General features: G+C 64.1%; 15 protein-coding genes. 7 read left to right on the top strand and 8 right to left on the bottom strand.

Annotated features, from left to right (window positions below; genetic code table 11):
• Positions 1-217 precede the first annotated feature (217 nt).
• The 3 genes from groES (at position 218) to HV823_RS13275 (ending at position 3,114) form a co-directional block, all read left to right on the top strand.
• The gene (gene groES / locus HV823_RS13285; RefSeq protein WP_097135412.1) at positions 218-514 is read left to right on the top strand and encodes a co-chaperone GroES; all 297 of its coding nucleotides are present in this window, start codon (positions 218-220) and stop codon (positions 512-514) included.
• Positions 515-573: 59 nt separating this feature from the next.
• On the top strand, positions 574-2,211 hold the full coding sequence (groL, locus tag HV823_RS13280) for a chaperonin GroEL (RefSeq protein ID WP_176950203.1): 1,638 nt from the start codon (positions 574-576) through the stop codon (positions 2,209-2,211).
• Between the two features lie 396 nt (positions 2,212-2,607).
• Entirely contained in the window at positions 2,608-3,114 is a 507-nt protein-coding gene (locus HV823_RS13275) for a hypothetical protein (RefSeq protein ID WP_210270782.1), read from the top strand.
• A gap of 61 nt (positions 3,115-3,175) precedes the next feature.
• On the opposite strand, the gene HV823_RS13270 is transcribed toward HV823_RS13275, so the two are convergent.
• The 6 genes from HV823_RS13270 to hisS form a co-directional block, all read right to left on the bottom strand.
• A complete protein-coding gene (locus HV823_RS13270; protein WP_176950202.1) occupies positions 3,176-5,956 on the bottom strand; it encodes a bifunctional diguanylate cyclase/phosphodiesterase in 2,781 nt (926 codons plus the stop codon).
• A gap of 155 nt (positions 5,957-6,111) precedes the next feature.
• Positions 6,112-7,329, bottom strand: a complete 1,218-nt coding sequence (locus HV823_RS13265) for an FAD-dependent oxidoreductase (protein ID WP_176950201.1) — start codon at positions 7,327-7,329, stop codon at positions 6,112-6,114.
• Positions 7,330-7,426: 97 nt separating this feature from the next.
• The gene (locus tag HV823_RS13260; RefSeq protein WP_176950348.1) at positions 7,427-8,134 is read right to left on the bottom strand and encodes a glutathione binding-like protein; all 708 of its coding nucleotides are present in this window, start codon (positions 8,132-8,134) and stop codon (positions 7,427-7,429) included.
• Positions 8,135-8,434: 300 nt separating this feature from the next.
• Entirely contained in the window at positions 8,435-9,130 is a 696-nt protein-coding gene (gene hisG / locus HV823_RS13255; protein WP_176950200.1) for an ATP phosphoribosyltransferase, read from the bottom strand.
• A complete protein-coding gene (locus tag HV823_RS13250) occupies positions 9,127-10,257 on the bottom strand; it encodes an ATP phosphoribosyltransferase regulatory subunit (protein WP_176950199.1) in 1,131 nt (376 codons plus the stop codon). The genes hisG and HV823_RS13250 overlap by 4 nt, the downstream gene beginning before the upstream one ends.
• A 184-nt stretch (positions 10,258-10,441) precedes the next feature.
• Positions 10,442-11,962: a histidine--tRNA ligase gene (gene hisS, locus HV823_RS13245; RefSeq protein WP_176950198.1), complete on the bottom strand. Its 1,521-nt coding sequence runs from the start codon at positions 11,960-11,962 to the stop codon at positions 10,442-10,444.
• A 161-nt stretch (positions 11,963-12,123) separates the two neighbouring features.
• On the opposite strand from hisS, the gene HV823_RS13240 reads away from it, so the two are divergent.
• Together HV823_RS13240 and copM are read left to right on the top strand one after the other, a co-directional pair.
• Positions 12,124-12,474 (top strand): hypothetical protein, encoded by a 351-nt coding sequence (locus tag HV823_RS13240; RefSeq protein ID WP_176950197.1) that lies wholly within the window; start codon positions 12,124-12,126, stop codon positions 12,472-12,474.
• 66 nt (positions 12,475-12,540) lie between these two features.
• On the top strand, positions 12,541-12,933 hold the full coding sequence (gene copM, locus HV823_RS13235; RefSeq protein WP_176950196.1) for a CopM family metallochaperone: 393 nt from the start codon (positions 12,541-12,543) through the stop codon (positions 12,931-12,933).
• A 59-nt stretch (positions 12,934-12,992) separates the two neighbouring features.
• On the opposite strand, the gene HV823_RS13230 is transcribed toward copM, so the two are convergent.
• Together HV823_RS13230 and HV823_RS13225 are read right to left on the bottom strand one after the other, a co-directional pair.
• Positions 12,993-13,277, bottom strand: a complete 285-nt coding sequence (locus HV823_RS13230; RefSeq protein WP_176950195.1) for a hypothetical protein — start codon at positions 13,275-13,277, stop codon at positions 12,993-12,995.
• Positions 13,278-13,411: 134 nt separating this feature from the next.
• Positions 13,412-14,062: a DNA-3-methyladenine glycosylase I gene (locus tag HV823_RS13225; protein ID WP_176950194.1), complete on the bottom strand. Its 651-nt coding sequence runs from the start codon at positions 14,060-14,062 to the stop codon at positions 13,412-13,414.
• A 252-nt stretch (positions 14,063-14,314) separates the two neighbouring features.
• On the opposite strand from HV823_RS13225, the gene HV823_RS13220 reads away from it, so the two are divergent.
• Both HV823_RS13220 and HV823_RS13215 read left to right on the top strand, forming a co-directional pair.
• Complete coding sequence (locus HV823_RS13220; protein ID WP_176950193.1) at positions 14,315-15,067, top strand: L,D-transpeptidase; 753 nt, start codon at positions 14,315-14,317, stop codon at positions 15,065-15,067.
• Between the two features lie 193 nt (positions 15,068-15,260).
• Positions 15,261-15,968: a L,D-transpeptidase gene (locus tag HV823_RS13215; protein ID WP_176950192.1), complete on the top strand. Its 708-nt coding sequence runs from the start codon at positions 15,261-15,263 to the stop codon at positions 15,966-15,968.
• Positions 15,969-16,103: the final 135 nt, after the last annotated feature.

Below are 16,103 nucleotides of genomic sequence, written 5' to 3'. Positions count from 1 at the left end.
TCGTGGGGCATTCGCAAACCCCATGCCACTGTTAAACATAATCCCACCAATCTAGTCAATCGATCGGGGTGACCAACTTTTTTGAGAGCCAATTCTTGACTCCATCCGGACCCAAGCCTATCTCGAAGCCGCTAGCACTCAATAACAGCGAGTGCTAACACCCATCCAACGGGTCGGCTCCCGATCCGGAAATGTCATTTGATCGAGGGATTAGACAATGGCAAGCACCAACTTCCGTCCGCTCCACGACCGCGTCGTCGTACGTCGCGTCGAGTCCGAGGAAAAGACCAAGGGCGGCATCATCATTCCGGACACCGCCAAGGAAAAGCCGCAGGAAGGCGAGATCGTCGCCGTCGGCTCCGGCGCCCGTGACGAAAGCGGCAAGATCGTCGCTCTCGACGTCAAGGTTGGCGACCGCGTCCTCTTCGGCAAGTGGTCGGGCACCGAAGTCAAGCTCAACGGCGAAGACCTTCTGATCATGAAGGAAGCCGACATCATGGGCATCATCGGCTGATCCGGCCGATACCTTCTTTTCCGATTTATCGCTGACACCCCTCTTCAGGAGTTCAAGAAATGGCAGCCAAAGAAGTAAAGTTCGGCCGCACCGCGCGCGAAAAGATGCTGCGTGGCGTCGACATCCTCGCTGACGCAGTGAAGGTCACCCTCGGTCCGAAGGGCCGCAACGTCGTCATCGACAAGTCCTTCGGCGCACCGCGCATCACCAAGGACGGCGTATCGGTCGCCAAGGAAATCGAACTGGAAGACAAGTTCGAGAACATGGGCGCCCAGATGGTCCGCGAAGTCGCTTCGAAGACCAACGATGTCGCCGGTGACGGCACCACCACCGCAACCGTTCTGGCCCAGGCGATCGTTCGCGAAGGCAACAAGGCTGTTGCAGCCGGCATGAACCCGATGGACCTGAAGCGCGGCATCGACCTCGCCGTCAAGGAAGTCGTCAAGGATCTCCAGGCCAAGGCCAAGAAGATCTCCACTTCGGAAGAAGTTGCGCAGGTCGGCACGATCTCGGCAAACGGCGACAAGCAGGTCGGCCTCGACATTGCCGAAGCCATGCAGAAGGTCGGCAACGAAGGCGTCATCACGGTTGAAGAAGCCAAGACCGCCGAAACCGAACTCGAAGTCGTCGAAGGCATGCAGTTCGACCGCGGCTACCTGTCGCCCTACTTCGTCACCAACCCGGAAAAGATGGTCGCCGACCTGGAAGACGCTTTCATTCTCCTGCACGAGAAGAAGCTCTCCAACCTCCAGGCGATGCTCCCGGTTCTCGAAGCCGTCGTCCAGACCGGCAAGCCGCTGGTCATCATCGCTGAAGACGTCGAAGGCGAAGCTCTTGCAACGCTCGTCGTCAACAAGCTGCGTGGCGGCCTCAAGATCGCTGCCGTCAAGGCTCCGGGCTTCGGCGACCGCCGCAAGGCCATGCTCGAAGACATCGCCATCCTGACGGGCGGCACCGTGATCTCCGAAGACCTCGGCATCAAGCTCGAAAACGTCACCCTCGACATGCTCGGCCGTGCCAAGAAGGTCTCCATCTCCAAGGAGAACACCACGATCGTCGACGGCGCAGGCCAGAAGAGCGAGATCGAAGGCCGCGTTGCCCAGATCAAGGCCCAGATCGAGGAAACCACCTCCGACTACGACCGCGAGAAGCTCCAGGAACGCCTGGCCAAGCTCGCTGGCGGCGTTGCCGTCATCCGCGTCGGCGGCTCGACGGAAGTCGAAGTGAAGGAAAAGAAGGACCGCATCGACGACGCGCTGAACGCGACGCGCGCTGCCGTTCAGGAAGGCATCGTACCGGGCGGCGGCGTCGCTCTGCTGCGCGCTTCCTCCCAGCTTTCGGTCAAGGGCGAGAATGCCGACCAGGACGCCGGCATCAACATCGTTCGTCGCGCCCTGCAGGCTCCGGCCCGCCAGATCGCCGAGAACGCAGGTGACGAAGCTTCGATCGTCGTCGGCAAGATCCTCGAGCAGAATGGCGACAACTACGGCTACAACGCCCAGACCGGCGAGTATGGCGACATGATCGCCATGGGCATCGTCGACCCGGTCAAGGTCGTTCGCACCGCGCTTCAGGACGCAGCCTCGGTTGCCGGCCTGCTCGTCACCACCGAAGCCATGATCGCCGAGCTGCCGAAGAAGGACGCTCCGGCAATGCCGGGCGGCATGGGCGGCATGGGCATGGACGGCATGATGTAATTAGACGAAAGTCTAGTCTGCATGCGGATCGGGCGGCCTTCGGGCCGCCCTTTCTGTTTTTGCGTCCGTCATTCGACGCGAAATTACTCAAACCATTAGATTTTTTTGCCGATGGCCCATTGCCGGTTGCAATCAAGCCGGTATAGAAGCTGCAGCGAAGCTGGACTGACGCTGGGGGCATTCCGACGGCACGAGCGGCGACGTCGTTTTGACGTCCAAAGATCTGCATGTCCTTTCCCATCAGCAAAAGCACATCATTCCGGACGTCGGCACGAGACGAAACCAGGTTCGTTGGCATTTGCGAGCGAACAAAAAAACATGTTGGCGCAGACGTCGATCGAGTTTGGCTAGACCGGGAAGCCGCACCTTCCCGGTCAGGCTTTTGGGGGGCGAGGAATGCCGATAGCGGCGCACCTGAACGGGGCGCGCGATATCGGCGACCAGCTGGGGTTCAACGTGTTCAAAATTGCCAAGACTGCCTTCGTTACACCGCTGGTAACGGGAACCGTCGCGTTCGATTCACCCGACAACGATCTCTTGACGCAGTACTGCGCGATCGAGCGCTGGACGGGCGACCTGTCCAACGGGCTTTTTCAGCTCGGCGAGCGGGCGGCGCGCATGCACCGGCTCGAGCAGCGCAGTTGCGGCCTGCTCAATCTCGTTCGCTGTTATACCCCGCAGGATCGCAACCATGTGCTGGAGCTCTTCGAGCAGGCAGCCACGGTTTCCTCCTCCTTCTGCTTCTCCACCACGATCGAGATCGACGGCATCCGGCGCCAGCCGGTTCTGTGCGTCGGGGAATCGACGGGGCTGGAGCACCGATATGCAGGCGCGATCATCGGTGTCTTCATCTTTCCCCGCTTCCAGGTGGAAAATGGGCACGGGATCTCACCGGCACAGTAGCACCTTGTCGCCGCTCCCGGCCGTGACGTAGTGCCAGTCCGGAAGCGGCGAATTCCGCCCGTTAGGCGGCATCCTTCCGCGAAGCACCTTCTCCCACCGGGCCGGGGCGGCCCAGGAAATAGCCCTGCGCCTCGTTGCAGCCTTCCAGCAGCAGGATGTCGAGCTGCTCCCTCGTTTCGACGCCCTCCGCCAACACCGGCACCGAGAGCGTCTGACCGAGGGCCACGATCGCGCGCAAGATCGCCTTTGCCTGTGCGCTCTGCTCCACCTCGCTCATGAAACTGCGGTCGAGCTTGATCTTGTCGAAGGGGAACGAGCGTAGCGTTTCCAGCGACGAATAGCCGGTGCCGAAATCGTCGATGGCGATGGTGACGCCGAGCGCCTTGATCTGGCGGAGGGCGCGCAACGCGCGCTCCTTGTCGCCGATGATCGTCGATTCGGTGATCTCCAGCTCCAGCCGCCTCGGATCCAGACCGGTCTCCTGGAGCACGCGGCCGACCAGGCCGGCCACATCCGCATTGGTCAGTTGCACCGGCGAAAGGTTGACTGCGATCCGGTGCTGCTCCTTCCAGCTCGCCGCCTCGCGGCAGGCTTCGCGCAGAACCCATTCGCCGATCGGAAGGATCGCACCGCATTCTTCGGCGATCGGGATGAATTCCGCCGGCGATACCATGCCCCGTTCCGGATGCCGCCAGCGGAGAAGCACCTCCAGGCCGGTGACGGAGCCGCTGTCGACGGCCTTCTGGACCTGATAGTGCAGGTAAAATTCGTTACGCTCCACGGCCAGCCACAGGTCCTTGGCGATGGCCCGGCGATCGCGGGCGACTTCGTCCATGGACACTTCGTAGTAGCAGACCGTCTGCGTCAGCGCGTCCTTTGCGCGATACATCGCCAGATCGGCGTTGTTCAGCAGCGCCTCGGGATTGTCCGCGTCCTGCGGGTAGATCGCGACACCGAGGCTGGCTCCCGGCTTCAGTTCGTATCCGTCGATCACCACCTCAGACTGGAGGCAACGCTCCAGCCGCTGAATGAAGCCGTTGAGATCGGCGATATCGTCGTACCGCTTGCAGGCGGCGAATTCGTCTCCGCCGAAGCGCGCGACGTTTTCGTCCGGTCCGAGGCAGGCGCGCATGCGATCCGCCAGCGTGACCAGCACCTGGTCGCCGGCCGCATGTCCGCGCGTGTCGTTGATTTCCTTGAATCGGTCCAGGTCTATGCCGATCGTCGCGACCTTTCCGTCCGAACGTCCGGCATGCTCGATGGCCGCCGCCAGCATGTCGTTGAAATGCGCGCGGTTCGGCAATCCCGTCAGGCCGTCATGCCGGGCCATGTGGGCGATCTGTTCCTCGTTGCGCAGGCGCTCGGAAATGTCCTCGAAGGTCGCGACCCAGCCGCCGTTCGGCAAGGTGCGATACTTGACCTGAACCGACATTCCGCCCGGAAGCATCTCCACGATCGCGCCGCCGCCCTCGCGGATGATCTTCCGGTGCCGGGCGTAGAACTCGGGCGCCTTCAGAAGCCAGACCTCGGGCAGTTCGCAGGCTGCGGCGAACGCACCGTCGACTAGCTCACGGAAGCTGAGGCCGACATTCATGCGGCCCGGCAGGTTCAGGAGTTCGGCACAGCGATAATTGGACAGGACCAGCCGCTCGTCACTGTCGAACAGGCACAGACCCTGCGACATGTTCTCCAGGGCCAGATCGAGATTCCGGCTGACCTCGGCGATGCGATCGGCGTCGGCCTTCTCCTTCGTCACGTCCTTGGTGATCTTGGCGAAGCCGACGAGCGTTCCGTCCTCCTCGTGGATGGCATCGATGATCACGTTGGCCCAGAAGCGCGATCCGTCCTTGCGATAACGCCAGCCTTCGGCCTCGTGTTTTCCGTGCTGGCGGGCATTCTCCAGGGCAACGTCAGGCGCGCCGGCCTTGCGGTCTTCCTCACCGTAGAACTGCGAAAAATGCCGACCGACGATCTCGTGGGCCTTGTAGCCCTTGTTCCGTTCGGCGCCGGCATTCCAGTTGGAAACCACGCCCTTGGGATCGAGCATGTAGATGGCGTAGTCCGAGACGCCCTGAACAAGCATCGCGAACTGCCGCATGCTTTCGGTGGCGGCGGATTCGGCCTTTCTTGCAAAAACGGTCGCGATCAGCCCGACCGACAGGAGAGAGAGGGCAACGAGCGCCATCAGCAATGCCATCAGGCCCGGCGAGAGGATTGCTGTGTCGTCCACCGCCATCGGCCCAGGCACGAGTGTCACCGATGCCATGCCCACGAAATGCAGCGAGACCACGCCGAGCGTCATCAGAAGGCCGGCACCGAGGCGAGCGGCAGCACCCGCATGGCGCTCCAATTGCGCAAACGAAGCGCCGCAGAACAGGGCGCCTGCAACTAGCGAAGCGGCTATCAGGACCGGATCCCATTTGATGTCTCCCGGCAACTCCAGCGCAGCCATGCCCAGATAGTGCATCGCGCTAATACCTGCCGCGACGACGATGCCCCCCGCGACCGCGGCAGTGCTTCCGGAGAGATAGGTGGCCAGAGCCGCCCCGAGCCCGGTCAACGCGATCGCGATTAGAAGCGACACCAGGGTCAGTTCCATGCCGTAGCCGACGACCACGCCGGGGTCATAACCCAGGATTGCGATGAAATGCGTCGTCCAAATGCCGAAGCCGCTGGCCACGCCGGCGACGCAAAGCCACAGCGCGCGACCGTTCCCCTCGGCGGATCTGGCGCGCTGGATCAGCGAAACGGCGGTGTAGCAGGAGAGAAAACAGACGAGAGCAGCAAGAAGAACCAGCCGCAGATCATGTTCCACGGCCAGGCAGGTAACGATGCGCAACATGTGAAGTCCGTTCGAGTGCGATTTTACCGCACTCAGCCGGAGAAAGCTGAAGAATGCATGAACTGGCGGCCTGCCGGTGCCCCGTCGTTCTGAGGCAACGTGAAGATACTTAATATACCTGAAACAGGCCCTCCGGTTTCCGGAGCAGGGCGGCTTTATAGCGTCAGCGTCTTGAGGTCCGTCGCAGGATCTTCCAGCGCCGCCCGCTCTGGCGTTCGTCCCTGCTCCAGGAGCTTCTTGCCCACCACATAGGCCTTGGCGTCGTTCACCGCGTCGACGGCGATGAACCGCCCCTGGCGGAAATACCATACGGAGACGCTGCCTTCGCGCTGGCCGGGCCGCACGAGAGTGTCGTCGTAGCCCATGCAGAAGCCGGCGATCTGGAGCTTCACGTCATACTGGTCCGACCAGAACCATGGTTTTGGCACGTAAGGCTCGGTTCCACCGGCGATCACGGCGGCGGCAGCCTCGGCCTGATCCACCGCGTTCTGGACCGACTCCAGCCGCACCTGGCTCCCCTCGAACGGCAGCACCGCGCAATCACCCATGGCAAAGATCGACGAATCGGAGGTGCGCGCATGTTCATCGACGACGATGCCGTTTGCGACCTCCAGGCCGGCCTCGCGGGCGAGCCGATCGTTCGGCGCGACGCCGATGCCGACGATCACGATATCGGCCGGCAGGACGAACCCGTCGGAAAGCTCGGCGCCCGTCACCCGGCCATCCTCGCCGATCAGCCGGACGAGGCCGGTCTTCTCGCGAATGTCGACGCCGCGGGCGATGTGGATCGCCTTGAGGATCGTGGCAGTCGCAGGCGAGGCGACGCGCTGGAGGATGCGGTCGGCCATTTCGATGACCGTGACCTCGAGCCCCCTGCCGCGGGCGACCGCGGCCGCCTCCAGCCCGATATAGCCGCCGCCGACGATCAGCGCCCGGCGCCCTTCCGACATCTCGATGCCGAGCCGGTCGGCGTCCAGATAGTCGCGAACGGTGTAGACACCGTCGAGGTCGCCGCCGATTTCGGCCGGCAGGCGGCGGGGAGCCGCGCCGGTGGCAAAGGCGAGCGTGTCATAGGAAAGCATCGAACCATCGCCGAGCGTGACGGTCTTGGCAGCCCTGTCGACGGAGGTGACCTCGGAGGAAAGCCGCAGGTCGACATCGTGTTCCGGGTACCAGCTTTCGGGCCGGAAATGCAGGCGGCCGAGATCGGCCTCGCCGAGCAGATATTTCTTCGACAGTGGCGGGCGCTGGTAAGGCGGGCTCGCCTCGGCGCCGACGATGGTGATCGGCCGCGCATCCTTCAGCGCCCTGAGCTTTGCAACCAGGGCAAATGCGGCCTGGCCGCCGCCGACGACTACCAATCTTCCCGTCACGATGATGTTCCTGCCCTCGATGCTTTTGCACAAAGAGGTAGCGCGCCCGGACGGCCCGCGTCAACGCGGATGCGCGCCGTCCGGGCGCTTCACTGCGTCACTCCTTGGCGGGAACGTCGAGCCCTTTCTGCGAAGCAGGGCGCGCCATGCAACGATCCAGCCACCCCATCACGGCCGGAAAATCGCCGTAACCGAGCACGTCGCGGCCGCCATAGAAGATGTCCGCGCCGCGCACCCAGGGAAACAGCGCGATGTCGGCGACCGTATAGGTCTCGCCCATGATCCACTGCCGGCCCTGCAGCCGCCCTTCCAGCACGCCGAGCAGGCGCTTTGATTCATCGCGGTAGCGCTCCATCGGATAGGAATTGTTGGCGACCTTGTCGGCGGCGAACTTGTAGAAATGGCCGAACTGACCGAACATCGGGCCGACCCCGCCCATCTGGAACATCAGCCAGCAAAGCGTTTCGTATTTTCCGGCCGGGTCTGAAGGCACAAGCTTTCCGGTCTTTTCAGCCAGATACCAGAGGATCGCGCCCGATTCGAACAGGCCGATCGGCTTGCCGTCCGGGCCGTGCGGATCGATCAGGGCCGGAATCCGGCCGTTCGGATTGAGGGAGACGAATTCAGGCGACTTCTGCTCGTTGCCCCCGAAATCCACCCGATGCGGCTCGTAGGCGAGACCCAGTTCCTCCAGCGCGATCGATACCTTCACGCCGTTCGGCGTCGGCAGGGAATAGAGCTGAATGATATCGGGATTTTTGGCGGGCCATTTCTGGGTGATCGGGAAGGCGGACAGATCGGTCACGGGCTGCTCCTGGAAATTGCGGTGCAGCATAGATAGGACGCCGGCGGCCGTGGGGAAAGGGGCAAGTGGTGGCGTGGCAAGTTGCGGGCCGAAGAGGGTGCGCTGCGGCGGCTCGATCGCATCCAGCGCGATTTCCTTCTCCTCCGTCACACCGGCCCCGAGCCGGTGTCCAGCGGCGCCGCGTCTGCGGCGGGGGAAATGCTCTTTTCGCGCAAGGACTTGCGCGGCTGGACGCCGGATCGGGTCCGGCGTGACGGAACCGGATGAGTGCGCGGCCGTCCTGCAGCCAGGCCGGAGGCCTCAGAGCGCGCCGCGCACCGCTGCGACGATCTCGGCCACCACCGGATCGCTGTCGTGGCTCTCCTTGCGCGCCCGCACCAGGCAGGCCTCGGACTTCAGGATCACCCCGTCCGAGAGGATCTTCAGGTGGTTGGCCCGCAGCGTCGAGCCGGTCGAGGTAATGTCGACGATGATGTCGGCCGAGCCGGAGGCGGGCGCGCCCTCCGTCGCCCCCAGGCTCTCGACGATGCGGTAGAGCTGGATGCCGTGATTGCCGGAGAAGAACTGCTGCGTCAGGCGCCAGTACTTGGTGGCGATCGTCAACCTGCGACCGTGGCGGGCGCGAAAGTCCGCGGCCACGTCTCCGAGGTCGGCCATCGTCTCGACGTCGAGCCAGATCTCCGGCACGGCGACCACGACATCGGCGTGGCCGAAGCCGAGGCGGGCGCAGAACTCGACGCGCTCATCGGCCCGGGCCAGCCCTTCGCGCACCAGATCCTCGCCGGTGACGCCGAAATCGACGGTGCCGTTGCCGATCTCGCGCGAAATCTCGGAAGCCGAGAGGAAAGCGATCTCGATGTCGTCGCGCCCTTCGACGCGGCCGCGGTAGGAGCGGTCGTTGCCAACGGAGGTAATGCGGTAGCCGGCGCGTTCGAGGATCGCCGAGGCGTCCTCCTTCATGCGGCCCTTGGAGGGAAGCGCGATGGTGACGGTCATGCGCGCGCACCTTCTTCGATTGCGTGTTCGATGCGGTCGAGCCACAGGGAAAAGCCGACGGCGGGGATATCGTCGGCGGCCCCCAGCAGCGACATCATGCGGTCGAAGCGGCCGCCGCCGGCGAGCACGCGATGGTCGCCGCGCATGGTGATCTCGAAGACGAGCCCGGTGTAGTAGTCGAGCGGACGGCCGAAGGCGGCCCGCCAGGTGATGTCGGAGAGCTTGACGCCGGCATTGGCAAAGGCGGCCACGCGCGCATCGAAGGCCTTAACTGCGGCGTCAAGCGGCAGGCCGGTGCTCGCCGCAAAGTCGTCGAGAACGCCCGGCGCGTAGCGCAGGCTGACGTTGAGCGACAGGAACTCGCGCAGGATGTCGAGCTTTGCGGCATCGAGCGAGGCTCCCGCCAGCGCCAGCTTGTCCTTCAGGCGGCGGGCGATGTCCTTCGGCGCGCGGCTGGCATTGGTCAGGTAGCCGGTCGCCTGCATCACGCCGTCGATGTGGGCGACAAGCGCCTCGTCGTCGCCGGTCTCCACGAGCGCCTCGATCTCGGGGCTGAGGCCCGTGACATGCTCGGGGCTGGCGAGCCGCAGCATCAGCGCCTCGAGCTGCGACTGCTCGCCGAAGGCGCGCACCAGCCGCTTCTGCCACCCGGCCGGCAGGCCGAGGGCGGCCACGACCGCCTCGAAGACAGCCTGATCGCCCATCGTCACCGTCAGCGGTCGCCCCGGCAGCAGCGTCGTGAGAACGGACATGGCGTCGGCGACGGCCCGCGCATCGGCGAGCGCGAAGTCGCGCGTGCCCAGATCCTCGATGCCCGCCTGATAGAATTCGCTGCCACCCTCGCGGCGCTGGCGGAAGACCTCGCCCAGATAGGCATAGCGCTTCGGCGTTCCGGTCGCCGTCTCGATGTGGCGCAAGCAGACGGGAATGGTGAATTCCGGCCGCAGGCACAGGCTCTCGCCGGTCTCGCTCTGGGTCAGGAAGATGCGGCGGCGCAGGTCCTCGCCGGCGATATCGAGAAACGGCTCGGCCGGCTGGATGACCGGCGTGTCGACGCGCTCGGTATCGAGGCTCTCGAAAGCGGCCAGAAGATCGGGCGCGAAGGCCGGGAGATTGATCAGCGGCATGGGATGGCCTCATTCGAGGCCGTCACCGCCACCTCGCCCCTCATCCCCCTGCCGGCACCTTCTCCCCGCGGGCAGGAAGAAGGACGGACGCCGCGCCTTCCCCGGTTCCCTCTCCCCGCCTGCGGGGAGAGGGCTAGGGTGAGGGGCAGCCTTGGTATTTGGACGCAAGCGGCAGCCATCGCCATCAGCCCCTGCCCGCCCGCTTGCGGTCGTCGGCCTGGTGAGCGAGGATCTCGCGCACGCGCTGGATCATGTCCTCTTCGGAAACGACGACCTGCGCCACCCGCGCCTCGCGCCAGGTGACGTTGTCCTCGATCTCGCCTGCAAGGCGCTTGCCCTCGATCAGGTCCTTGATCTGCACGACGCCGAGCGCACGCTCGTCGCCGCCCTGGATGATCGCGATCGGGCAGTTGCGGCGGTCGGCATATTTCAGCTGGTTGCCGAACTTCTTCCAGTTGCCCTGGTACATTTCGGCGCGGATGCCGGCTGAGCGCAGTGCCTGGGTGAAGCGCTGGTAGCGGCCCATGCTGTCTGTGTCGCCATCCATGACGGTGACGAGGACGGGGGCGACAACCTCGTCCTGTCCGAGTTTGCCGAGGTTCTTCAAAGCCGTCATCAGGCGCGAGACGCCGATGGAGAAGCCGGTAGCCGGCACCGGCTGGCCCATGAAGCGCGAGACGAGCCCGTCATAGCGACCACCGCCGCCGACCGAGCCAAACACGACCTTCTCGCCCTTCTCGTTGGTGACGGCAAACTGCAGCTCCGCCTCGAAGACGGGGCCGGTGTAGTATTCGAGGCCGCGGACGACGGAGGGGTCGATCTTGATGCGATCGCTGTCGTAGCCGGCGGAGGTGACCAGATGGCCGATCTGGTTCAGTTCATCGACGCCTTCCGCGCCCCGTCCAGTCCCGGCGACGAGCTCGGCGAGCTGGGCGGCACTTTCGGCATAGTCCTTGATGCCGACGAAGAAGAGGACCTTTTCGATTTGGTCGGCGCCGAGGCCTGCTCCCTTGGTAAAGTCACCGCTCTCGTCCTTGCGACCTTCGCCAAGCAGAAGCCGCACGCCCTCGGGGCCGAACTTGTCAAGCTTGTCGATGGCGCGCAGAACCGTGAGGCGCCGCCCGGCATTCTCCTCGCCGCCAAGCCCGATCGCTTCCATGACGCCGTCGAGCACCTTGCGGTTGTTAACCCGGATCACGTAGTCGCCGCGCCTGATGCCCAGCGCCTCCATCGTGTCGGCCATCATCATGCACATCTCGGCATCCGCCTGGACGCCGGCAGCACCCACCGTATCGGCGTCGAACTGCATGAACTGGCGGAAACGGCCGGGGCCCGGCTTCTCGTTGCGGAAGACGTAGCCGGCGCGGTAGGTGCGGTAGGGAAGCTGGATTTCCTGGAAATTTTCGGCCACGTGGCGGGCGAGCGGCGCGGTCAGGTCATAGCGCAGGCTCATCCACTGGTCGTCGTCGTCCTGCAGCGAAAACACGCCCTCGTTCGGGCGGTCGGCGTCGGGCAGGAACTTGCCAAGCGCGTCGGTATATTCGAACAGCGGCGTTTCGACCGGGTCGAAACCGTAGCGCTCGTAGACCTCGCGGATCTTCGCGGTCATCTCGTCCACGGCGCGGATGTCGGCAGCCGTGCGGTCGACGAAGCCGCGCGGCAGGCGGGCCTTCAGTTTCTGCGGTTTCTTCTGCTTTTCGCTCATCGGGACGCCCGGAATTTCTGAGAATACATTCGGGTCGCTTCCCTAGCGGATTGGGCCCGACGCGGCAAGGGCGGCGGCCGGTTCGCCGCTCGGAAACGGCCGGGCGCCAAAAATGGCGCAGAGGGCTTTTCCTCGCCCCCGAGCCGTCCTAGATCTTGGACATGAGACGGCTCCTGCTTATCCTCGCGTTCATCGCGGCTGCGCTCTCCGGCTGGACGCCGGTGATGGCCGCGTCGCTGCATGTCGCGACCATGGTGAGCGAGCACGCGCCTCACGACACGGCCAGCGACCGGGCGGCACATTCCGAGCATACCGGTCATGCCGATCGCGAGAGCAAGAAACATGGCGGCGTTCATCCGCTTCTCTGCTCGGCCTGCTTTGCCGTCATCAGCGAAATCGACAGCGTCCGCCCGGCCATACAGCATGAAAGCCGCCGGTTTGGGTCCGGTTCGCCGCTGATCGGCGACGAGATCATGCCGCCGGTACCCCCGCCCCGCGCCCTTCCCCTCTGAAGACGTCACCCCTGCGGAGCGCTCTTTCCGCAGACCGGATACACTGGAATTCAGATAGGACATCACATGAACATCAGACTCTTGGCGCGGGGCGCGGCCCTTGCGCTCCTTTTCGCCATGCCCGCCCTCGCACAGGAACAGTCAAACGGCATGGACCATTCCGGCCATCAGACGATGGACATGGGCGCACCGAAAAGCGATCAGGGACCGGCGAGCCAGGCCTTCGCGCAGGCGAACGCCAGGATGCACGCCGGCATGGATTTCGCGTTCAGCGGCAATGCGGACGTGGATTTCGTGCGCGGGATGATCGCCCATCACCAGGGCGCGATCGACATGGCGCGGGTCGAGCTGGAATACGGAAAGGATCCCGCCATACGCAAGCTCGCCGAAGAGGTGATCCGGGCACAGCAGGGTGAAATCGAAATGATGAAGACCTGGCTGGAGCAGAACGCCAAGTAAAGCGGAAAAGGAACGGGCCCGGCCAACAGGACCGGGCCCGTTCACCTTTGGTCCGCCGATTATTTTCCCGGGTTCGCTTCGATCGTGCTCGATGCCTCGACAAGCGAAGCCGCAATGACCTTGGCGAGCGTCATGCTGTGCAGTCTGATTTCGATATTGTTGCCGTCGCGCGCGGAACGGATGAGATTGAATCCCTCGCGCAACACTATTTCCTGAGCCTTGCTGCAGGCCCAAGCCTCGATTTCTTGGCCGCTATGCGTCATCGTTTCCCCGTTGGCTAAATCATTTAGCTCTGAACGGTGCACCCAGTCCAACGCAGTATTTCCCCCAGTTGAATCAGTCATCTGATCGCCCCGCAACCGGAACGATACATGATTCGTCAGAAAATACACCCGTCACCGCCGCGCCGGGCACGGCGGCGCAACCCTCGCGCAAGCTTCATTATCTCTGAAAAAGGGAATCGCTGCCGTGGACGCCCTCAATTGACGGCGACAGCGCTGAAGGAGCGGTCGAGATCCCGGCGCAGGCTGTCGACTTCCGGCTGGCAGAAACAGCCGGCAAGATGGTCGTTGACCAGCCCCATCGCCTGCATGAAGGCGTAGACCGTGGTTGGGCCGACGAAGGTCCAGCCGCGCTTCTTCAGATCCTTGGAGACGCGCTTGGAGGTCGGCGTGGTCGGATTGGCAATCAGCGTCTCGAAGTCCATCACCGCCGGCCGCTCCGCTGCAGGCGGTTCGTTGTTCCAGAAATAGCGCGCGATCGAGCCGAACTCTTCCCGCATTTCCTGGGCGCGGCGGGCATTGTTGATCGTGGAGACGATCTTGCCGCGATGGCGCACGATGCCTACGTCGGCGAGGCAGCGGGCAATGTCGTCATCGCCAAAGGCCGCCACCTTGTCATAGTCGAAGCCCGCGAAGGCTGCGCGAAAGTTCTCCCGCTTGCGCAGGATCGTCAGCCAGGACAGGCCGGACTGGAAACCCTCCAGGCAGATTTTCTCGAACAGGCGGAAGTCATCGGTGACGGGCCGCCCCCACTCCACGTCGTGATAGCGGCGATAATCCTCGAGGTTGCCATGCCATGCACAGCGCTCGCGCCCGTCGTCGCCCGCAATGATCCCTCGTACCGTCATGTCCCGCTCCATGCGTTTCCTTTTTGTTCCCGTTTACCACTCGTCAACCAGATTTGGAAAGGGGACAATAACCCTACCCGGAGGTTTCCGGCATCGGCGGCCTTCTCATGAAGAGGAATTTACCATTCGCTTCCCGCAGGGTGCGAGCATCGCAACCGAGGCGCCGTGAAGGCGCGCCTTGCTATCCGACATCCGCCGCTCCCCGCGGGCGGCCGTGTCGTCACGCCCGGCGAAAGGTTGAGAGTACGCCCGATGTTGAAAAAATCGCTTCTGATCGCTGCTTGCCTTGCGCTTGCGGCACCGGCCGCTGAGGCCAACGACCGCTATGCGACCCGCCCGCCCGTCGTGGTCAGCCCGGACCTGACCGCGCCCTGGGTGATGCAGTTGACCGGACAGGGCGTGCAGCCCGCCGTCACTTCGCGCAGGATCGTCAACCGCCAGCAGGCGCAGCAGCGCCGCATCATGCGCCAGCAGCCGGCGACGGCGCCGGCAGCGGGCGGCGTGCAACTGGCGGCCGTCACCGGTGCCCGGCCCGTACAGACGCAGCTCGACCCGATGTTCCTGCCGCAGATCGTCGACTACGACACGACGCACAGGCCGGGCACGATCGTCATCGACACGAACAACCGCTTCCTCTACCTGGTGATGGGCGACGGCAAGGCAAAGCGCTACGGCGTCGGCGTCGGCAAGCCGGGCTTCGAATGGGCCGGCACGCACAAGGTCACCGCCAAGCGCGAATGGCCGAGCTGGACGCCGCCAAAGGAAATGATCACCCGCGAAGCCGCCAAGGGCCATTACCTTCCGGCCTTCATGGAGGGCGGCCCGGAAAACCCGCTCGGCTCGCGGGCCATGTATCTCGGTTCGACGCTTTACCGCATCCACGGCACCAATGCGCCGTGGACGATCGGCTACGCGGTCTCTTCCGGCTGCATCCGCATGCGCAACGAGGACGTGATCGATCTCTACGAACGCGTCAATGTCGGGACGAAGGTGATCGTCATCTGACCGGCCCTTCATTCGCGCCCTTCTTCGGACGGCGGCCTCAGGCCGCCGTTTCAGTGTGCGCAGTGGGCAACACCCTTTTCCTTATTGCCGCCTCATTGCCTTCACATTGGCCCTCTATGGCGCCGACCGCTTGAATTGCCGGGAGAGTTCGCTAGCCTTCCCGTGAAATATATTGATCGGAGAGGGTAAAAACATGAGGAAACTCGTCCCCGTGCTGGTCGCGGGCGCTGTTACGCTTTGCGCCGTATTGCCGGCGGCAAACGCACACGCTTTCAACACAAGCCGGCCAGGCGCGCCCGACGCGACGACCGGTGACGTCGTGCAGGTGGCACAGCAGAAGCCTGTGCCGGCGAAGTACCATCGCCGCATGGTGCGGCTGACGACGGACGAACGTCCCGGCACCATCATCGTCGATACCAACAACAAGTTCCTGTACCTCGTGGAGAGCAAGAACCGCGCGATCCGCTACGGCATCGGCGTCGGCCGCGAGGGCTTCGGCTGGTCGGGCGTCGTCAAGGTCGGCCGCAAGGCCGAGTGGCCGGGGTGGACGCCGCCGCCGGAAATGGTCGTCCGCGAGCGCAAGAAGGGGCGGATCCTGCCGGCCTACATGGAGGGCGGCATCAACAATCCGCTCGGGGCGCGTGCGCTCTACCTCTACAACAAGAAAGGCCACGACACGGCGTTCCGCATCCACGGCACGAACGAGCCCTGGTCGATCGGCCTCAACATGTCGTCCGGCTGCATCCGCATGATGAACAAGGACGTCGAGCACCTCTACGCCCGCGCCAATGTCGGCGCCAAGGTGATCGTGGTCGGTCCCGGTGGCCGGGAAGGCAAGGTGAGCTTCGACGACCGCGGCGTGGACGTGCTGCGCACGCTGTTCGGCAGCCTTGGCGGATAAGTCTTCCGCGACTTCGTCGGATCAGATTGCGGGCGCTTCGGCGCCCGTTTTGCTTTCGAGCAGGGGATCGACGAGTCGAAAAGGCAGGTTTCCGATCGTCGTGAAGCATCCGGCGTCTTTCTCCACCTTCTCCCC

Origin of the sequence: Mycoplana rhizolycopersici (assembly GCF_013378445.1) — a bacterium.
Taxonomy (GTDB): Bacteria; Pseudomonadota; Alphaproteobacteria; order Rhizobiales; family Rhizobiaceae; genus Mycoplana; species Mycoplana rhizolycopersici.
This window is presented reverse-complemented; position numbering and strand designations above follow the sequence as displayed.